At 62.6% G+C, this 17088-nt stretch carries 20 protein-coding genes; 13 read left to right on the forward strand and 7 right to left on the reverse strand.

The features are described 5' to 3' along the window. Nucleotides 1–38: 38 nt before the first annotated feature. Entirely contained in the window at nt 39–1565 is a 1527-nt protein-coding gene (gene purF, locus H597_RS0127345) for an amidophosphoribosyltransferase (protein ID WP_028104925.1), read from the forward strand. Then, nucleotides 1565–2794: a cystathionine gamma-synthase family protein gene (locus H597_RS0127350; protein WP_028104926.1), complete on the forward strand. Its 1230-nt coding sequence runs from the start codon at nt 1565–1567 to the stop codon at nt 2792–2794. The genes purF and H597_RS0127350 overlap by 1 nt, the downstream gene beginning before the upstream one ends. 33 nt (nt 2795–2827) lie before the next feature. On the opposite strand, the gene H597_RS0127355 is transcribed toward H597_RS0127350, so the two are convergent. The 4 genes from H597_RS0127355 to lexA all read right to left on the reverse strand — a co-directional run bounded on the left by H597_RS0127355 (nt 2828) and on the right by lexA (nt 6838). After that, complete coding sequence (locus H597_RS0127355; protein WP_028104927.1) at nt 2828–4291, reverse strand: M61 metallopeptidase family protein; 1464 nt, start codon at nt 4289–4291, stop codon at nt 2828–2830. A gap of 106 nt (nt 4292–4397) precedes the next feature. After that, nucleotides 4398–5426, reverse strand: a complete 1029-nt coding sequence (locus tag H597_RS0127360) for an alpha/beta fold hydrolase (protein WP_028104928.1) — start codon at nt 5424–5426, stop codon at nt 4398–4400. Between the two features lie 102 nt (nt 5427–5528). Continuing rightward, the gene (locus H597_RS0127365) at nt 5529–6149 is read right to left on the reverse strand and encodes a glutathione S-transferase family protein (RefSeq protein ID WP_028104929.1); all 621 of its coding nucleotides are present in this window, start codon (nt 6147–6149) and stop codon (nt 5529–5531) included. Continuing rightward, nucleotides 6149–6838 carry a transcriptional repressor LexA gene (gene lexA / locus H597_RS0127370; protein WP_028104930.1) on the reverse strand — a complete coding sequence of 230 codons (690 nt, stop codon included), beginning with the start codon at nt 6836–6838 and terminating at the stop codon, nt 6149–6151. Before lexA ends, H597_RS0127365 begins: the two co-directional genes overlap by 1 nt. Nucleotides 6839–6967: 129 nt before the next feature. Here lexA and H597_RS0127375 point away from each other — a divergent pair, with 129 nt between their 5' ends. After that, entirely contained in the window at nt 6968–7420 is a 453-nt protein-coding gene (locus tag H597_RS0127375) for a hypothetical protein (RefSeq protein WP_154668304.1), read from the forward strand. On the opposite strand, the gene H597_RS0127380 is transcribed toward H597_RS0127375, so the two are convergent. Continuing rightward, nucleotides 7394–7648, reverse strand: a complete 255-nt coding sequence (locus H597_RS0127380; protein WP_028104932.1) for a DUF4351 domain-containing protein — start codon at nt 7646–7648, stop codon at nt 7394–7396. The two genes, H597_RS0127375 and H597_RS0127380, sit on opposite strands and share 27 nt — an antisense overlap. Then, nucleotides 7641–7928, reverse strand: a complete 288-nt coding sequence (locus H597_RS35230; protein WP_154668305.1) for a hypothetical protein — start codon at nt 7926–7928, stop codon at nt 7641–7643. The genes H597_RS0127380 and H597_RS35230 overlap by 8 nt, the downstream gene beginning before the upstream one ends. Before the next feature lie 155 nt (nt 7929–8083). Between H597_RS35230 and rpsF the strand changes: the two genes are divergently transcribed. From rpsF to H597_RS34470, 9 genes are all read left to right on the forward strand, one after another. Beyond that, nucleotides 8084–8464 carry a 30S ribosomal protein S6 gene (rpsF, locus tag H597_RS0127385; protein ID WP_028104933.1) on the forward strand — a complete coding sequence of 127 codons (381 nt, stop codon included), beginning with the start codon at nt 8084–8086 and terminating at the stop codon, nt 8462–8464. Nucleotides 8465–8483: 19 nt separating this feature from the next. Further along, a complete protein-coding gene (gene priB, locus H597_RS0127390) occupies nt 8484–8777 on the forward strand; it encodes a primosomal replication protein N (protein WP_028104934.1) in 294 nt (97 codons plus the stop codon). A gap of 31 nt (nt 8778–8808) precedes the next feature. After that, on the forward strand, nt 8809–9099 hold the full coding sequence (gene rpsR / locus H597_RS0127395; protein ID WP_028104935.1) for a 30S ribosomal protein S18: 291 nt from the start codon (nt 8809–8811) through the stop codon (nt 9097–9099). Nucleotides 9100–9130: 31 nt separating this feature from the next. Further along, nucleotides 9131–9583: a 50S ribosomal protein L9 gene (rplI, locus tag H597_RS0127400; protein WP_028104936.1), complete on the forward strand. Its 453-nt coding sequence runs from the start codon at nt 9131–9133 to the stop codon at nt 9581–9583. A 96-nt stretch (nt 9584–9679) separates the two neighbouring features. Continuing rightward, entirely contained in the window at nt 9680–11071 is a 1392-nt protein-coding gene (locus tag H597_RS0127405; RefSeq protein WP_028104937.1) for a replicative DNA helicase, read from the forward strand. Between the two features lie 66 nt (nt 11072–11137). Continuing rightward, entirely contained in the window at nt 11138–11764 is a 627-nt protein-coding gene (locus H597_RS0127410) for a DUF47 domain-containing protein (RefSeq protein ID WP_028104938.1), read from the forward strand. Between the two features lie 16 nt (nt 11765–11780). Further along, the gene (locus H597_RS0127415; RefSeq protein WP_028104939.1) at nt 11781–12791 is read left to right on the forward strand and encodes an inorganic phosphate transporter; all 1011 of its coding nucleotides are present in this window, start codon (nt 11781–11783) and stop codon (nt 12789–12791) included. Nucleotides 12792–12869: 78 nt separating this feature from the next. After that, on the forward strand, nt 12870–13430 hold the full coding sequence (locus tag H597_RS0127420) for a helix-turn-helix domain-containing protein (protein WP_028104940.1): 561 nt from the start codon (nt 12870–12872) through the stop codon (nt 13428–13430). Further along, nucleotides 13418–14380 (forward strand): GNAT family N-acetyltransferase, encoded by a 963-nt coding sequence (locus tag H597_RS34470; RefSeq protein WP_083941317.1) that lies wholly within the window; start codon nt 13418–13420, stop codon nt 14378–14380. The genes H597_RS0127420 and H597_RS34470 overlap by 13 nt, the downstream gene beginning before the upstream one ends. Nucleotides 14381–14403: 23 nt before the next feature. Here H597_RS34470 and H597_RS32695 read toward each other — a convergent pair whose 3' ends face one another. Continuing rightward, entirely contained in the window at nt 14404–16209 is a 1806-nt protein-coding gene (locus H597_RS32695) for a GspE/PulE family protein (RefSeq protein ID WP_035375361.1), read from the reverse strand. A gap of 316 nt (nt 16210–16525) precedes the next feature. Here H597_RS32695 and H597_RS0127440 point away from each other — a divergent pair, with 316 nt between their 5' ends. Further along, on the forward strand, nt 16526–17017 hold the full coding sequence (locus tag H597_RS0127440) for a ShlB/FhaC/HecB family protein (protein WP_028104941.1): 492 nt from the start codon (nt 16526–16528) through the stop codon (nt 17015–17017). The last annotated feature ends 71 nt before the right edge of the window (nt 17018–17088 follow it).

Raw genomic sequence — 17088 nt, forward strand, 5'->3', positions numbered from 1 at the left:
ATTCTTTAAATCCGCAGTACCAAGTTTAGGAGCACACCATGTGTGGCATCGTCGGCGTCGTATCCCACCAACCAGTCAACCAGATGCTGTATGACGCGCTGCTGCTGTTGCAGCACCGCGGCCAGGATGCGGCAGGCATCGCAACCAATCAAAGCAACACCTTCTCCATGCACAAGGCCAATGGCCTGGTGCGCGACGTGTTCCGCACCCGGAATATGCGTTCGCTGAACGGCACTTCCGGTATCGGCCACTGCCGCTACCCGACCGCCGGCTCTTCCAGCGAGGAAGAAGCGCAGCCGTTCTACGTCAACGCGCCGTTCGGCATCACGCTGGCGCACAACGGCAACCTGACCAACTGGGAACAGCTCAAGGACGAGATGTTCAAGATCGACCGCCGCCACATCAACACCGATTCCGACTCGGAAGTGTTGCTGAACGTGCTGGCGCACGAACTCCACAAGGCGTCCACCGGCTTCACCCTGACCCCGGCCAATATCTTCCAGGCGGTGACGGTACTGATCAAGCGCGTGCGCGGCGGCTATGCGGCGGTGGCGCAAATCGCCGGCAGCGGTATGCTGGCGTTCCGCGACCCGTTCGGCATCCGCCCCCTGTGCCTGGGTGTGAACGAAACGGCGGAAGGCACCGAATACATGGTGGCCTCCGAATCGGTGGCGCTGGAAGGCATGGGCTTCCGCTTCGTTCGCGACGTGCTGCCTGGCGAAGCGATCTTTATCGACAGCGACAATAAGCTGCACGCCCAGATCTGTGCCGACGCGCCGAAGCTGAATCCATGCGTATTCGAATACGTCTACCTGGCGCGTCCGGACTCCGTGATTGACGGCGCCTCGGTGTACAACACCCGCCTGAAGATGGGCGAGTACCTGGCCGACAAGATCAAGCGCGAAGGACTGGCCGACGACGTCGACGTCGTGATGCCGATCCCGGACTCCTCGCGTCCCGCCGCGATCCAGCTGGCGATGCGCCTGGGCGTGGACTACCGCGAAGGCTTCATCAAGAACCGCTACATCGGCCGCACCTTCATCATGCCGGGCCAGGCCATGCGCAAGAAATCCGTGCGCCAGAAACTCAACGCCATCGGCGACGAGTTCAAGGACAAGGTCGTGCTGCTGGTGGACGACTCGATCGTGCGCGGCACCACGTCGCGCGAGATCGTGCAGATGGCGCGCGAAGCGGGCGCCAAGAAAGTGATCTTCGCCTCCGCCGCGCCGCCGGTGCTGTATCCGAACGTGTACGGTATCGACATGCCGACGCGCGACGAGCTGATCGCCCACGGACGCACGCTGCAGGAAATCTGCAATGAAATCACCGCCGACGCGCTGGTGTACCAGGACCTGGAAGACCTGAAGAAGTCCATCGCCGATGTCAACCCGGCGCTGACTGAATTCGAGGCTTCCTGCTTCGATGGCAAGTACGTCACCGGCGACGTGTCGGCCGAGTACCTGGACCGCATCGAGCAAGCGCGCCACAACCCGACCAAGGCCAAGGTTGCGGAGGATGCGGGCCGTATGCAGCTGAACCTGAACACCGCCAACACGGAAACCTGATGAAGAACTACGGCTTCACGACCACCATCCTGCACAACGACCGCCAGAAAGGCATCGAACACGGCTCGCTGCACAAGCCGATCCACACCTCGGTGACGTTCGGCTATGCTGATGCGCGCCAGCTGGCGTCGGTGTTCCAGGGCAAGGAGCCGGGCTTCCGCTACGGCCGCCAGGGCAATCCGACGGTTGCCGCGCTGGAAGACAAAGTCAGCAAGATGGAGCAGGGCGTTGGCACGATCTGCTTCGCCACGGGCATGGGCGCCATCGGCGCCGTGTTCCAGGCGCTGCTGCGTGCCGGCGACCACGTCGTGTCGTCGTCGTTCCTGTTCGGGAATACCAACTCGCTGTGGCAAACGGTGGCGGGGCAGGGCGTGGGCGTGGACTTTGTCGACGCCACCGACGTCGCCAATGTGGCGGCGGCGCTGACACCTGAAACCCGCATGGTGTTCGTCGAGACGATCGCCAACCCGCGCACCCAGATCGCCGACCTGAAACGCATCGGCGAGCTGTGCGCGCAGCGCGGCATCCTCTACATCGTCGACAACACCATGACGTCGCCTTACCTGTTCCGCCCGAAGGACGTGGGCGCGGGCCTGGTGGTGAATGCGCTGACCAAGTCGATTGGCGGCCATGGCAACGCGCTGGGCGGCGCATTGACCGACACCGGCGCCTATGACTGGACCAGGTTCCCCAATATCTTCGAGAACTACAAGAAGAATCCCGCGGCGCAGTGGGGGCTGGTGCAGATCCGCGCCAAGGCACTGCGCGATTTCGGCGCTTCGCTGGCGCCGGAGGCCGCGCACACCATCGCCGTCGGCGCCGAAACGCTGGCGCTGCGCATGGACCGCGCTTCGGCCAACGCGCGCGCGTTGGCCGACATGCTGGAAGCAGACGAACGCGTTGCAGCCGTCTACTACCCGGGACTGAAGTCGCACCCGCAGCATGGCATTGCAGCGGAACTGTTCAAGGACTTCGGCTCGCTGCTCAGTTTTGAACTGAAGGACGGCATCGACTGCTTCGACTACCTGAACAAGCTGAAGCTCGCGATTCCGACCTCCAACCTGGGCGACACGCGCACGCTGGTGATCCCGGTCTCGCACACGATCTTCTACGAAATGGGGCCAGAGCGCCGCGCATCGATGGGCATCGCCGACAGCCTGATCCGCGTTTCCGTCGGTATCGAAGACACCGCCGACCTGATCGCCGACTTCAAGAACGCCCTGGATTGAAAAATGAAAGCCAGAGCTGACCCCGGCTTTTAATTAGTATGCCACTCCGAAAATGGCGGTGAAGCGGGCTTTCTGTTCGGCCGATGCTGCGGGGTCGCGCAGCAGGTAGGTTTCCAGCATGCCGAATTGTTCGAGGCGCAGGCCGATGTCCTTGAACAGCGGGCCGAGGTCTGGTGCTTTGCTGGTGGCGACGATGTTGTTCAACAAGGGATCGAGGTCGATGCCGCCGATCGCCTTGCCGATGCGGACGATGTCTGCCTGGTCGTACTGCTTGCCTTTGTGGCCGAATTCCTTGTACATCGCGTTCAGCAGCGTATCCAGGCTGGCTTTGCCGTTGGTGGCCTTGCGCAGCTCCACGTCCATCGCCAGACCGGCAATCGTGCCGCCGCCGTACACCAGCAGCCAGTTGCGGTGATTGTCCTTGACTGCTTCACGTACCGTGACGGTCAGGCCCTGCACGTTGCGGGCCACGTTCTGGCCGCGTGCCAGGTTTTCCAGTTGCTGGATCAGCATGGCGCGGTCCATCAGCTCGTTGCGGGCCATGGTGATGACGGTAACGTAGTCGTTCACGCCTTCCTTGAACCATTCTTCGCTTTCATTCTTCGGTACCAGAGAATGGCCGTCCCAGAAGTGGGCCAGCTCGTGCGACATCACCTTGCCCCAGATCGGGCGCGAAACTTCGCTGCCGTCGTCCTTCAGGTATTGGCTGAAGGAGGCTGAGAAGGCGCCGCCGTCACCGGTGCCGCCCTGGTTGATGACGACCAGGAAGCGATCAGCCACCGGGCCGCGGCCATACAGCTTCTGGTAGCTGTTCATCTGTTTGTCGATCATTGATATGAAGGCGTCGCGCCGCTTCCAGTATTGCCTGCCCATCACCAGCGTCATCTCGACGCCGCCGGCCTTGAAGGTCTCGGCGCGCGCGGTGCCGAAGAAGAAGGCGTTGTTCACCAGTTCGCGACGCGATTCCGTGAGGAAGACGCCGGGTTTGCCGGCGCTGCGCCACGGCGTATTGGCCTTCCACCCGGCCGGCAGATCGAACGTGACTTCGGTCTGGCCGAGCATGTTCACGCCGGGTACGATGAAGAGCGGGTAGCCGACCGACATCAGGCCTTCGTCGGTGTGGTAGGAGACTTCCTCATTCCCGCCCGGCCATTCGTATTTGTCGTGCTCGAGCCGGATATCGTAGGACAGGCGCAGGCGGCGGTCGCCTTCCACGTCGTATTCGCCTTCGCCCTTGTCCTGCAGCGCAACGGCGTTGCCGGCCATGTCGCGCACGGCCAGCTTTTCGATCAGGTCGGCCTGGCCATTCTTCAGCTGCGGAATCGGCATGCAGTTGAAGAGCGCAAGTTCGCGCCCCTCAACCCAGACGTCGGCTTCGACGTGGGCCCGTTTGGCATCCTGGTCGATGCTCAGGCGGTAGTGGTTGGTCTGGTTGTCGAAGGCGAACGCGGACTGCGCGGCCAGCATCGCGGCTGCGATGCAGAGTGGCTTGAACATCAAATCTCCCCGGTTGTTATGTGGTGTCGTGTCACTTTAAGTTGGCGCAGCCACCCGAGGAGCGTGGCTGCGACGAACTGCAGGATTGGCGGGACAGGCTGCAGGCTTAGCGTAGCGCTTTTTCCACAACCGCTTTCATGGCGGGCATGGCGCAGCGCAGGGCGGCGTGGCCGCAATCGGTGTCGAGTATCGTGGCGTCTTCCTTGCGCAGTTTGGCGAAGGCGATCGGCGGCGCCGGGTTGACCAGGTGGTCCTGTGCCGCATTGATTGGGTAGATATGGGCCTTGATGTTCGCCGCAGCATCTTCCAGCTTGCCGCCTTGCGCAATATCGTGGCCGAGGACTGCGCGGATCTGCCACAGCGAATTGTTGGCGTCGGTGCCGTCCGGGTCGGATGCCTGGCTCTCGCGGAAGAACTTTTCGAAGTCTTTGGGCGCGGTGCGCGCGCTGCGGTGCGCGGGACTGTCGAAATTCATGGCGAACAGCAGGTTGTACATCGGCAGGGCGGGGTTTTTGGCGTAGCGGCCGCCGGCGTAGGCCGGGTCGTCGAGCATGGATTTTTCAACGATGCGCAGGAACAGCATGTCGGAGGAGGTCAGGCGCGGCGTGCCGGCAATCGGGATCGCGACGTCCATGAAGCTTGGGTAGCTGGCGGCCCACTGGAAAGTCTGCATGCCGCCCATCGAATAGCCCATGACGGCGCGCACATGCTTGATGCCGAGTTTTTCGGTCAGCAGCTTGTGCTGGCTGTCCACCATGTCACGCACCGAGAATTGCGGGAAGGCGGGACCGGGCTGGGATTTGCTGTTGGACGGCGAGCAGGATACGCCGTTGCCCAGCGCATCCACGACAATCACATACCAGGGCGCGGGATCGAACAGTGCTCCGCTTTGCAGCATGCCCGCCGCATCGCGGCTGGTGCCGGTATGCCAGGTGGTGAACAGGATTGCGTTGGACTTGTCGGCGTTCAGCGTGCCGATGGTGCGGTAGCCGATAGCGCAGTCGTTGATGATGGCCTTGTTTTCTAGCTGGAGGTCGCCGAGGCTGGCGAATTGCTGCTGTGGCGCTGCGGCGTATGCGGCCGGGGAAGCAAATGCAATGGCGCACAGGACTAAGCTGATATGGCGTGCGAACATGTTTTCTCCTTGTTTTTATGTTGATGCAAGAAGAATAACCGGGGCGCCGTGCGAACGGCGCAGCCGCTGCAACAGACGGCAGGAATCGGGGAACAGGCGGGTCTAAAACGGCACGACGCCGGGCATGTCGTAAGGATGGCGCCAGCCGGGCAGGGCGCGGATGCGCTCCAGCCAGGCCATGACATATGCGGGATAGCCGACATGGGCTTGCTCGGGCCAGAACATATAGCCGCAGATTGAGAAGTCGGCGATTGTGGGCGTATCGCCAAGGAGGAAGGCGCGGCCGTCGGACAGCTCTTCGTTCAGTCGTGCGATATCGGCATCGAAGCGTGAGCGCATCCATTCGAGGACGCCGGCAGGATAGGCCTGCGGGTCGAAGCGCTGGCCAAAGCGCAGGTGGGGCAGGGAAGTGCCTATGCGGTTGGCTTCCCAGAACAGCCATTCGCGGCAGCGCGCCAGGCGTTCCGGCGTTTCGCCGCCGAAGGCCTGCGTGTGACCAGCAAGGAACAGCAGGATGGCGTTGGACTGGACATAGGGCTGGCCCGCATGCACCAGCAGGGGCACTTCGCCGTACCTGGCCAAGCTGCGGAAAGGTTCGGCGCGCGCGTCGCGCGCCAGGCGCAGGTCGACTTCGCGGTATTCGTATGGCAGCGCTGCCACCTCGAGCGTCAGCCGCACCTTGAAGCTGTGGCCGGACTCCGCGCTGCCATACAGGGTGAACATCAGTGCCAGGTCCGCATCAGGCCGACCGCCAGGCCTTCCAGCGCGAAGTCGTCCTCCGGCGTCACGGTGATGACTTTGAAGTCCGGATTTTCCGGCAGCAGCTCGATCGTATTGCCGGTTTTCCTGTAGCGCTTGACCGTCACGTCGTTGCCGATACGGGCCACCACGACCTGGCCGTTGCGGGCGCTGTCGGTCTTTTTCACTGCCAGCAGGTCGCCGTCCATGATGCCGATATCGCGCATCGATTCGCCGCGCACCTTCAGCAGGAAGTCGGGACGGGCGGAGAACAGGTTGGGGTCGACGCTATAGGTGGTTTCCAGGTTTTCCTGCGCCAGGATAGGCGAGCCGGCGGCGACGCGGCCGATCAGCGGCAGGGTCACCAGCATGCCGGCGGGAATGGCCGGCATGTCGTCGAATTCGACTTTGGCGCGCGCTGCGCTGCGCGGTGCGGCGGTGCCGGTGGCCGGGCCGCCGAAATTGCCGGTCAGGCGGATGCCGCGCGAGGTGCCGGCGGTAATTTCAATCGCGCCTTTGCGCTGTAGTGCTTTCAGGTGTTCTTCCGCGGCGTTGGCGGACTTGAAGCCGAGCTCCGCTGCAATTTCAGCGCGGGTGGGCGGGAAACCGGTGCTTTCGATCGCATCCTTGATCAGGTTGAGGATCTGTTCTTGTCGTGCTGTGAGCTTGATCATGGCGCTATGGTGGACTGTGAATATAGACAGTCTGTATTTTTGTACAGTGTGGGAGGAATTGCAAGTAATTTGTTGCATCAGTAGAAAATATTCGGCTTAATGTCGATTAGATAACCATTGGAGGGCGGGATGGGACGAGTTGCTTTCTTGCTGGCTGCGGGGATTTCGGTGTTTGGCGCGTTGATTCACTTCGTGGCGCCCTTGCTGGGCCCGGATTGGTATGCCTTTCTCCACGCGCCGCAAAAGGTGGTGGCGTCGGCCCAGGACGGCGGCCTGCTGGCGCCCGCCGGGGCGGTGGTGATCGGCGGGCTGATGCTGACGTGTGCGCTCTATGCCTTGGCGGGCGCAGGTATGCTGCGCTGGCTGCCATTTGCGCAGATGGTGCAGGGGACGGTGGCTGCGGTTTGCCTCCTGCGCGGCTTGCTGGTGTTGCCTTATTTGTATAAGTTTCCTGACCGGATGTGGACCTTTGATGTTGTTGCTTCCCTCATCTGGGTGGCGGCCGGTTTCGCCTTCCTTGTTGGCATTCTGAAATCCAGTCCTGCCAATGCGCTGTCAGGTGCGCAAGCCAGCAGCGTCTAGCGCTTCTTTAACCGAGCGGGCGTCAAGCAGGGCAATGGCCAGGTGTTCCAGTTGCGCGACGGTTGCCTGCGCCAGTGCTTCCAGCACATTGTCTGGCAACTGGCCAAAGCGTGTCTCGAGCTGGAGTTTGAGCGTCTGGCGCTGACCTAGAGTCATGCCGGATGTTTCACCTTCAGCCAGGCCATGCATCCGGCCCTTAGCCAAGCCTTCCGCCAAGCCTTCAGCCAAGCCCGCGGCCCGGCCTTCGGCCGCAGCGAGTTTTTTGCATTCGCAAAAAAAGTTCGGGGATCAGATAGTTGAGGCTATTCCAGTAATGACACAATGGCAATGAAATCCGGTTCCCGTTCGCCCGTGCAGTTGTCAGCGGTAATGGGGGAAGCGTCTTATCGGGAAGGCAATAACTTTGCGCCCAGTCGACCAGCGCGTAAATTTCCGGAAATAAGCAGGCCAGGACCGCAGGCAGTCGGCGCTGCAGCAACAGCTTCCAGGCGAGGTCGGGGCGATCCATGCCCCAGCATGCCAGTGGCCGGGCCAGGGCGGCTTGCGCCGCATCAGTAAACCTTGAGCCGGGGTGCGAAGTCTGCTATGCTTGCGGGCTTACCTCTTCCCACACCCGTCTTGACGCCGGGGTGGGCTATATTCACAGTCCTTAAGGGAGTTTTAATGCGTCACTACGAAATCGTATTTATCGTCCACCCGGACCAGAGCGAGCAAGTGCCCGCGATGATCGAACGTTACAAAGCCAGCGTGACTTCGCGCGGCGGTAACGTGCACCGTGTTGAAGATTGGGGCCGCCGTCAAATGGCGTACTCGATCCAGAAACTGGCCAAGGCACACTACATCTGCCTGAACATCGAGTGCGACAACGAAACCCTGGTTGAGCTGGAAACCGCATTCAAATTCAATGATGCCGTACTGCGCCACCTGACCGTCAAGATGAAGAAAGCGGAAACCGCTCCTTCCCCAATGATGAAGTCGGTCCAGCGTGAAGACGCGGCCAAGAGCCATCGCGCCGAAGCCCCAGCAGCGCCTGCAGCGGCCTAATTCCTGAGCAGGAGACGGTCTGTACAACCAGCTCCGGGTTACCGCCCTGATCGCCGAACGGGATGAAATTCGTTACACCCCGGCCGGCCTGCCGATTGTGAATGCAAGCTTGCAGCACAGTTCGCAGCAGACAGAGGCAGGTATCGCCCGACTGACCGAGTTTGAAGTCCCTGCCGTCGCGGCGGGCGAGTTGTCAAAACGATTCAGTCAGGCGCCCCTTGGCGGCTTGTACGAGTTCACCGGCTTCCTGGCCAAGAAGAACCGCAATAGCAGAACCCTGGTGTTTCACATCATTGATTTTCGTGCTGTCTAGACAGCGCAATATTTAAATACAGGAGCCTAAAATGGCATTCGGTAAAAAGTTCGACAAAAACAAGCTCAAGCTGAAAGAAAAGCGCAAGCAACAAAACCCACTGTTCAAACGCAAGAAGTTCTGCCGCTTCACCGCAGCGCACGTTGAGCAAGTGGACTACAAAGACGTAGACACCCTGAAAGATTTCGTCCAGGAAAACGGCAAGATCATGCCAGCACGCCTGACCGGCACCAAGGCGCACTACCAGCGTCAAGTGGACACCGCGATCAAGCGCGCACGCTACCTGGCCCTGCTGCCATACACCGATCTGCACCACGCTTAATTCGCGCGCAGACTAGTACCTGGAGAAAACTATGCAAATCATCCTGCTGGAAAAAGTTATCAACGTCGGCAACCTGGGCGACGTGGTGAAAGTGAAAGACGGCTACGCCCGTAACTTCCTGATCCCTCAGAAACTGGCACGCCGCGCTACCGCTGCTGCTGTTGCTGAATTCGAAGCCAAGCGCGCCGAACTGGAAAAAGCTGCTGCCGCCAAGCTGGCCGCTGCCCAAGCCCAAGGCGAAAAGCTGGCCGGCATGACCGTGACCGTATCCCAGAAAGCCGGCGTTGACGGCCGTCTGTTCGGTTCCGTGACCAACTTCGACATCGCTGAAGCCCTGTCGAAAGCTGGCTTCGCAGTGGAAAAAGCTGCTGTGCGCCTGCCAACCGGTCCTCTGAAGACCACCGGCGAGTTCCCAGTTGCCGTGGCCCTGCACACCGACGTAGTGGTGGAAGTCACCGTAGCCGTCGTTGGCGAAGCTGCTTAATCAGCGTCGTAAATACAGCAAAAAAGCCGGGTACGCCCGGCTTTTTTTATTTTCAAGGATTATTCCGACCCTGCCGAAGCAGGTATAATGCGCGCCATGAACGCCGCCCCGCAGTCCGACCCACAAGTCGATTCCCTCCGCATTCCGCCGCACTCGATCGAGGCAGAGCAATCTGTCATCGGTGGCTTGTTGCGCGATAACGCGGCATGGGACCGGATTGCGGACTTCATGAACGCGGAAGACTTCTACCGCTACGACCACCGCATCATTTTCGAGCAAATGGTACGCCTGATTAACTCGGGCAAGCCGGCCGACGTGGTGACCGTGTTCGAAGCGCTCAGCATGCTGGGCAAGGCGGAGGAAGTGGGCGGCATGGCTTACTTGAACGCCATGGCGCAGAACACGCCGTCGGCGGCGAATATCCGCCGTTATGCCGAAATCGTGCGCGACCGCGGCGTGCTGCGCAAGCTGATCACGGTGGCCGACGAAGTGTCGGGCAATGCCTTCAGCCCGCAGGGCAAGGAGGTCAAGCAGATCCTGGACGAGGCGGAATCGAAGATCTTCGCCATCGCCGAAGCCGGCTCGCGCGGCGCCGCCGGCTGGCTGCCGGTGCAGCCGCTCCTGACCCAGGTGGTCGAGCGTATCGACGAACTGTATTCGCGCGACTCCGGCTCTGAAATCACCGGTGTGCCGACCGGCTGGACCGACCTCGATAAAATGACGTCCGGCTTGCAGCCCGGCGACATGGTCGTGGTGGCGGGCCGCCCATCCATGGGCAAGACCGCGTTCTCGATGAATATCGCCGAAAACGTGGCGGTCGAAGCCGGCCTGCCGGTGGCCGTGTTCTCGATGGAGATGGGCGGCGTACAGCTGGCCATGCGTATGCTCGGCTCGGTCGGCCTGCTGGACCAGCACCGCCTGCGTACCGGCAAGCTGATCGACGAGGATTGGCCGCGCCTGACGCACGCCATCCAGAAAATGAACGACGCCCAGGTCTATATCGACGAGACCCCGGCCCTGAACCCGATCGAGATGCGCGCCCGCGCACGCCGCCTGGCACGCCAGTGCGGCAAGCTGGGCCTGATCGTGGTCGACTACCTGCAGCTGATGCAGGGCAGCCAGCCGGGCGATAACCGCGCGGCCGAGATCTCCGAGATCTCGCGTTCCCTGAAGGGGCTGGCCAAAGAGCTGCATTGCCCCGTCATTGCACTGTCCCAGCTGAACCGCTCGCTGGAACAACGTCCCAATAAACGGCCCGTCATGTCCGACCTGCGCGAATCCGGCGCTATCGAGCAGGACGCGGACGTGATCATTTTCCTGTATCGCGACGAAGTCTATAACCCGGACTCGCCCGATAAAGGCACCGCCGAGATCATTATCGGCAAGCAGCGTAACGGTCCAATCGGGGCGATCCGCCTGACCTGGATCGGTGCTTACACCAAGTTTGGCAATTACACCGGTAACCTGTCGATCTACCAAGGCGACTGATTACCAGGCTGGCCACGCTGGGTGGCTATGCTGCAGTATCTACGAATCAACCAACGGAGAACAAAAATGTTTGGACGCTTGATGCCCTCTGAGGGCAAATTCTTTGACATGTTTAACCAGCATGCCGAACTTTGCGTGAAGGGCGCCAAAGAGATGCTGGGCCTGATGGCCAATTTCGACGACCTGGAAAACCGTGTCCACGCCATCGAAAGCATCGAAAAACAGGCCGACAAGATCACTTACGCCGCTGTCGACCTGCTGCATAAGACCTTTATCACCCCGCTGGACCGCGATGACATCCACAAGCTGATCACCCGCATGGACGACATCCTGGACCTGATGGAAGACGCCGCCCAGACCGTGTCGCTGTACGACCTGCATTCGGTGACGCCAGAAGCCAAGCGCCTGGCCGAGCTGGTGCTGGCCTGCTGCGAAAAGGTGAAGGATGCCGTGGCCCTGCTGTCGAACATGGACAACGCTTCCAAGATCGTCAGCATCTGCGAAGAGATCGACCGCCTGGAATCGGACGCCGACCACGTGATGCGCGCCGCCATGTCCAAGCTGTTCCGCGACGAACCGGACGTGCGCAACCTGATCAAGATGAAGGCCATCTACGAGATCCTGGAAACCGTCACCGACCGCTGCGAAGATGTTGCCAACATCATCGAAGGCATCATCGTCGAAAACGCATAATTACAAAGATCATTTCATGAGCAACCTCGAAATTAGCATCTGGGCGCTGGGGGCACTGGTCTTCCTCGCACTGGTGTTCGACTTCATGAACGGCTTCCACGATGCCGCGAATGCGATCGCCACGGTGGTGTCCACCGGCGTGCTGAAACCGCAGACCGCCGTGATGATGGCTGCCTTCTTCAACTTCGTCGCGATCTTCGTGGTGGGCCTGAAAGTGGCGACCACCATCGGCAAGGGCACGATCGAGCCTTCCGTGATCGACCATTACGTGATCTTCGGGGCGCTGATCGGGGCCATCGTCTGGAACGTGATCACCTGGTACTACGGCATCCCTTCCTCCTCCTCGCATGCCCTGATCGGCGGCCTGGTGGGGTCGGCAGTGGCCAAGTCCGGTACCGGCGCCCTGATTTCCGGTGGCCTGATCAAGACCGTGACCTTCATCGTGGTGGCGCCGCTGCTGGGCTTTGTGCTCGGTTCGCTGATCATGCTGATCGTGTCCTGGGTCTTCGTGAAGTCGACGCCGCGCAAGGTGGACGGCTGGTTCCGCCGCCTGCAGCTGCTGTCGGCAGCGGGCTACTCGCTGGGCCACGGCGGCAACGACGCGCAAAAGACCATGGGCATCATCTGGATGCTGCTGATCGCGTCCGGCCATGTGGCCGCCGGCGATTCGGCGCCGCCGGTCTGGGTCATCGTGTCCTGCTACGGCGCGATCTCCTTCGGCACCCTGTTCGGCGGCTGGCGCATTGTCAAGACCATGGGCCAGAAGATCACCAAGCTGAAACCGGTGGGCGGCTTCTGCGCCGAAACCGGCGGTGCGATCACGCTGCTAATGGCGTCTTTCTGGGGCGTTCCTGTCTCCACCACCCACACCATCACCGGCGCGATCGTCGGCGTGGGGTCGGCGCAAAAGATGTCGGCTGTGCGTTGGGGCGTGGCGGGCAATATCGTCTGGGCCTGGATCTTCACCATTCCGGCTTCCGCCTTCGTTGCAGCGGTGGCCTGGTGGGTCGGCAAGCAAATCATGTAATGGTTTGAAATCGAAGGGGCGCCGCGGCGCCCCTTTATTTTGCCCATGGTGTCTCAAAAATGGGATATATTCCCAATTATGGGAAATTCATTCGAGGACCGCTTGCTGCGGCGCCTGGCCGACCTGCGAGAAATGCGCGCGCTGTCGCTGGAAGAACTGGCCGCGCAGAGCGGCATTAGCCGGGCCACCTTGTCGCGCCTGGAGCGCGGCGAAACCAGCCCGACGGCGGAAATGCTGGGCAAGTTGTGCGCCGTGTACGGCTTGCCGATGTCGCGCCTGATCGCGGAGGTGGAGCAGGCGCCGGTGCAACTGATCCGCCGCGCCGAACAGGCCGAGTGGCACGACGCGTCGACGGGCTTCGTGCGGCGCATGGTGTCGCCGCCGGCGCGCGGCTTCGGGGCGGAGCTGATCGAGGGCAGGCTGCCGGCCGGCGCCGCCATCGATTACGCCCAGCCGCCGGTGCGCGGCCTGGAGCAGCATATGTGGATGCTGTCCGGCGTGCTCGATTACACCATCGACGGCGCTACCCACCGGCTGCAGGCGGGCGATTGCCTGCGCTTCCACCTGTACGGCGCGACGCATTTTTCCTGTCCCGGGCCGGAACCGGCCCATTACCTGATTGCGATATGCGAACCATAGAAGAACTGGACGCCGCCGGCCTGCTGGCAGATGCCGATGACCTGGCTGAAGTGCTGCGCGCCTGTGTCCAGGGCGGCGCAAGCGTCGGTTTCGAACTGCCGTTCCCGCATGAAGAGGCGCGGGCCTTCTGGCTTGGCCTGCATGGCGCCGTGCAGCGCGGCGAGCGCCGCCTGTTTGCGCTGCGCGGCGGCGACGGCCGCATCGACGGCACGCTGCAACTGGTCCTGGCGGGCATGCCGAACAGCCGCCACCGCGCCGAGCTGTCGAAGATGCTGGTGCATCCGCGGGCGCTGCGCCAAGGCCTGGCGCAGGCCTTGATATGGCATGCCGAGGCGGCGGCGCGCTCGCTGGGCCGCACGCTGCTGGTGCTCGACACCTGCAGCGGCGAACCGGCCGAGGGCATGTACCGCAAGCTGGGCTATGAGCGCTGCTGCGAAATCCCGCAATTCGCCACCATGCCCGACGGGCGGCTGGGCGCGACCACCTTGATGTACAAGCTGCTGCCGCTGGTCGCTGCGGCCGACCCGGGTGCGTCGGACGCGCAGGCGCTGATGGCGGAACTGGACGCCATTCTGATGACGATCACAGGCGACAGCGGCCGCGCCGGATTCGATGCCGGCGATGTGCGCGGCGAAGCGGCCCGCTTCGCGGTGGCGCGCGATGCGCTGGGGCGGGCGCTGGGCTGCGGCGCCTTGCGGCCAATGGGTAAGCAGGTGGCGGAGATCAAGCGCATGTATGCGCGGCCGGGCAGCAAGGGCATCGGCAGCGCCGTGCTGGCATGGCTGGAGGCGGAGGCGCGCCTGATCGGTTACTGCGCGCTGCGGCTGGAAACGCGACTGGTCAATCACCGCGCCGTGCAGTTCTACCTGGCGCACGGCTACCGGCGCATCGAGAATTTCGGCCGCTATGCCGGCAACCAGGCCGCAGCCTGTTTCGAGAAGACGCTTTAAGCCGGCTTGCGCCGGCCCTGGCTTCAAAGCGCGGCCCGGATCGCTTTGACGTCGCTCAGTCCGGCCAGGATCTTTTCGATGCCGTCCATGCGCAAGGTCCGCATGCCCTCGGCCAGCGCCGCGTTGCGCAGCTGCGGCGCGCTGGCGCGTTCGCGCACCAGTTGGCGCGTAAGTTCGCCTGGCACCAGCAGCTCGTGCAGGCCGATGCGGCCTTTGTAGCCATGGCTGCACTCCTTGCACCCGACCGGCAGATATAGCCTGAGACTGCGGCCCGCGCCGTAACGTTCGCGCCAGCCGTTGACGATGCGCTGCCGGGCGGTGCGCGGGTCGGCGCGCCAGGATTCGGACTTTTGCAATTCCTCGCTGTACTCGGCCAGCAGCAGATCCATTTCCGCCTCGCCGGGCTGGTAAGCTTGCTTGCAATGCTCGCACAGGCGCTTGGCCAGGCGTAGGGCCAGCACGCCCAGCAGGGTGTCGGCCATGGCAAAGCGGTCGTTGCCCATTTCGTGCAGGCGGGCGATGGCGTCGGTGGTGCTGGCAGTCGGCAGCGCTCCCAGCACCATGCGGCCGGCTGTCGCCGCCGCGATGGCGAGGGCCGCGGTCTCGCCGTCGCGCATATCGCCGATCGCCACTTGGTCGGGGTCGGCATGCAGTACGGCGCGCAGCGCGGCGGGGAAATCGGTGCCGGCGTCGCGCCGCACCGGGATTTGGCGCGCGCCGGGCTGCACGATTTCCAGCGGTTCTTCGATGGTCCAGACCTTGGCGTCAGGGCGTTCCAGCTGCAGCAGCAGGGCATGTAGGGCGGCTGTGCGTCCCGAACCGGCGGGGCCGCACAGCAGGAACAGGCCGTGCGTGGTGTCGATGGCGGCGCGCAGCCGGTCCTGCGTGGCGGCCTGCATGCCCAGGCGCTCAAGCGGCATCGGGGCGCCGCTGCTGAACAAGTGCAGGACGACATCTTCCATGCCGCCGGCAGAGGGAATGAAGGTGGCCCGCAGTTCCACATCGAGCTGGCTGAATTCGCGGAACAGCAGCTTGCCTTCGATCGGATGGCCGGCGGGGGAAGCAGGCAGGCCGCACATGGTCTTCAGGCGCGCAACCAATGTCGCATGCAGTTCCAGCGCGGCTTCCGCATAGGGCAGCAGGGCGCCGTCGCGGCGCAGGCGCAGCACGATGACGCCGCGCGCTGCCTGGGGTTCGATATGGATGTCCGAGGCATCGAGCCGGCAGGCGTCCTCGATGATTTTCTCGGCCAGCGCGGCGGCCTCGATTTCCGCCGCGCTGGCCGGCCTGGTGCTGCCGGCTGCCGCGGCAAAGCGCGTTGACTGGCGGGCGGCCAGGGCGACCGCCAGCGTCTCGCACAAGTCGCGCAGGCATTCGACCTGGTTGGCGCTGAATGGCTCGCCGCTGCGTGAATTAAGCAACTGGACTACGCCGAGCAGCTCCTTGCCCTGGGCGTCGGCAATGGGGGCGGCCAGCACCTGGCGGGTGCGGTAGCCGGTGCGCTGGTCGGCACCCTGCTGGAATTGCAGGTCCGGCGCGATGTCGCGCAGCTGGGACGCATCGTACACGTCGGCGATGTTGAGCACTTGCTGGGTCAGTGCCACGTGGCCGGCGATGCTGCCCGGCGTGACGGCCACCCGCGCCTCGCGCGCGACCAGGTAGTCCTGTTCCTGGTCCATCACGAATAGCAGGCAGCGGTCGCAATCGAACAGGTGGCACAGGTCTGCCGGGACGCTGGACATCAGGGCGTCGAGGCTGCGCGCCGAGTGCAAGCGCGTGCTCACAGCGTGCAGCTTGCGGTACAGCTGTAATGGTTCCGAATCGCTCACGGCGCCCCTTTTGTTATCTATTTTTTAAGTGTGTCAATCATAGCGCCAAATTCGCAACACTCAACTATGCGCCCGCGCGCGGGAGTAAAATAAAGCTGTCGAATTGGCCGTCTTGCCCTAATCCAAGGGTAAAACCGTTGCTCTTTAGCTAGGCAAGACGCTTGCCGGGAGAACGAAAATGAATAGCCGCGCGCCTCGTTTAGCGGGCTTGGCTGCCTTGGCCATGGCCTGTGGAACCCTTGCAGCCGAACCGCTGCGAGCTGAGCGAGAGCGAGCGCCCGCGACCATCTTCGACCTCAGCGCGAGCCAGTCCAAATTGTCCGACTGGCCCGGCACTCCCACCAGTAATAACGTCACCGTGCGCCTGGCGGCAACGCTGACACATTCCTTGCCGCGCGACTGGCTGGTGCGCGCCAGCGTGAATACCCAGTACAACTCCGGCGACCTGACCTTGCAGGACGCCCTGGCGCCCCCCGTGTTTACTGCGCTGAACATGATGCGCGACCGCGATGTGCTGCGCGACGGCGGCATTGGCAGCAATGTTGAGCTGTATTCGCCGAATATGTGCGCAGCATGGTTGCGCAGGTGCCGCGCCTTGCTGTTCTACGACCGCAACTACATCCGCTACAACCGCAATTACGCCGGCCAGCTGCGCAGCGGCAGGATCGGCAGCATTGGCGTCGGCGTGCGCTTGCCGCTCGACAGGCGCTCCAGCCTGCAGCTCGATTATGGCCGGGTGATCCGCTCCGATCTGTTGCCGGACGACGCCCGCAACCGCATCACGCTGCGCATGGGGCGTACCTGGTAAAAGAAGGTCAAAAAGTCCTTGACCTTCCCATCATGGGATACTTGATACTGGTCGCCAGAGCATAGGCGAGG

Origin of the sequence: Pseudoduganella violaceinigra DSM 15887, from assembly GCF_000425385.1 — a bacterium.
GTDB lineage: Bacteria > Pseudomonadota > Gammaproteobacteria > Burkholderiales > Burkholderiaceae_D > Rugamonas > Rugamonas violaceinigra.

Excerpts from the sequence above, each read along its gene's own strand:
- H597_RS0127405 (WP_028104937.1), top strand. The coding sequence starts at position 9,680 with ATGAACGCCGCCCCGCAGTCCGACCCACAAGTCGATTCCCTCCGCATT.
- H597_RS0127420 (WP_028104940.1), top strand. The coding sequence starts at position 12,870 with ATGGGAAATTCATTCGAGGACCGCTTGCTGCGGCGCCTGGCCGACCTG.
- H597_RS35230 (WP_154668305.1), bottom strand. The coding sequence starts at position 7,928 with ATGGATCGCCCCGACCTCGCCTGGAAGCTGTTGCTGCAGCGCCGACTG.
- H597_RS0127375 (WP_154668304.1), top strand. The coding sequence starts at position 6,968 with ATGGGACGAGTTGCTTTCTTGCTGGCTGCGGGGATTTCGGTGTTTGGC.
- rpsF (WP_028104933.1), top strand. The coding sequence starts at position 8,084 with ATGCGTCACTACGAAATCGTATTTATCGTCCACCCGGACCAGAGCGAG.
- H597_RS0127365 (WP_028104929.1), bottom strand. The coding sequence starts at position 6,149 with ATGTTCACCCTGTATGGCAGCGCGGAGTCCGGCCACAGCTTCAAGGTG.
- H597_RS0127350 (WP_028104926.1), top strand. The coding sequence starts at position 1,565 with ATGAAGAACTACGGCTTCACGACCACCATCCTGCACAACGACCGCCAG.
- rplI (WP_028104936.1), top strand. The coding sequence starts at position 9,131 with ATGCAAATCATCCTGCTGGAAAAAGTTATCAACGTCGGCAACCTGGGC.
- H597_RS0127410 (WP_028104938.1), top strand. The coding sequence starts at position 11,138 with ATGTTTGGACGCTTGATGCCCTCTGAGGGCAAATTCTTTGACATGTTT.
- H597_RS0127360 (WP_028104928.1), bottom strand. The coding sequence starts at position 5,426 with ATGTTCGCACGCCATATCAGCTTAGTCCTGTGCGCCATTGCATTTGCT.
- purF (WP_028104925.1), top strand. The coding sequence starts at position 39 with ATGTGTGGCATCGTCGGCGTCGTATCCCACCAACCAGTCAACCAGATG.
- H597_RS34470 (WP_083941317.1), top strand. The coding sequence starts at position 13,418 with ATGCGAACCATAGAAGAACTGGACGCCGCCGGCCTGCTGGCAGATGCC.
- rpsR (WP_028104935.1), top strand. The coding sequence starts at position 8,809 with ATGGCATTCGGTAAAAAGTTCGACAAAAACAAGCTCAAGCTGAAAGAA.
- H597_RS0127415 (WP_028104939.1), top strand. The coding sequence starts at position 11,781 with ATGAGCAACCTCGAAATTAGCATCTGGGCGCTGGGGGCACTGGTCTTC.
- H597_RS0127355 (WP_028104927.1), bottom strand. The coding sequence starts at position 4,291 with ATGTTCAAGCCACTCTGCATCGCAGCCGCGATGCTGGCCGCGCAGTCC.
- lexA (WP_028104930.1), bottom strand. The coding sequence starts at position 6,838 with ATGATCAAGCTCACAGCACGACAAGAACAGATCCTCAACCTGATCAAG.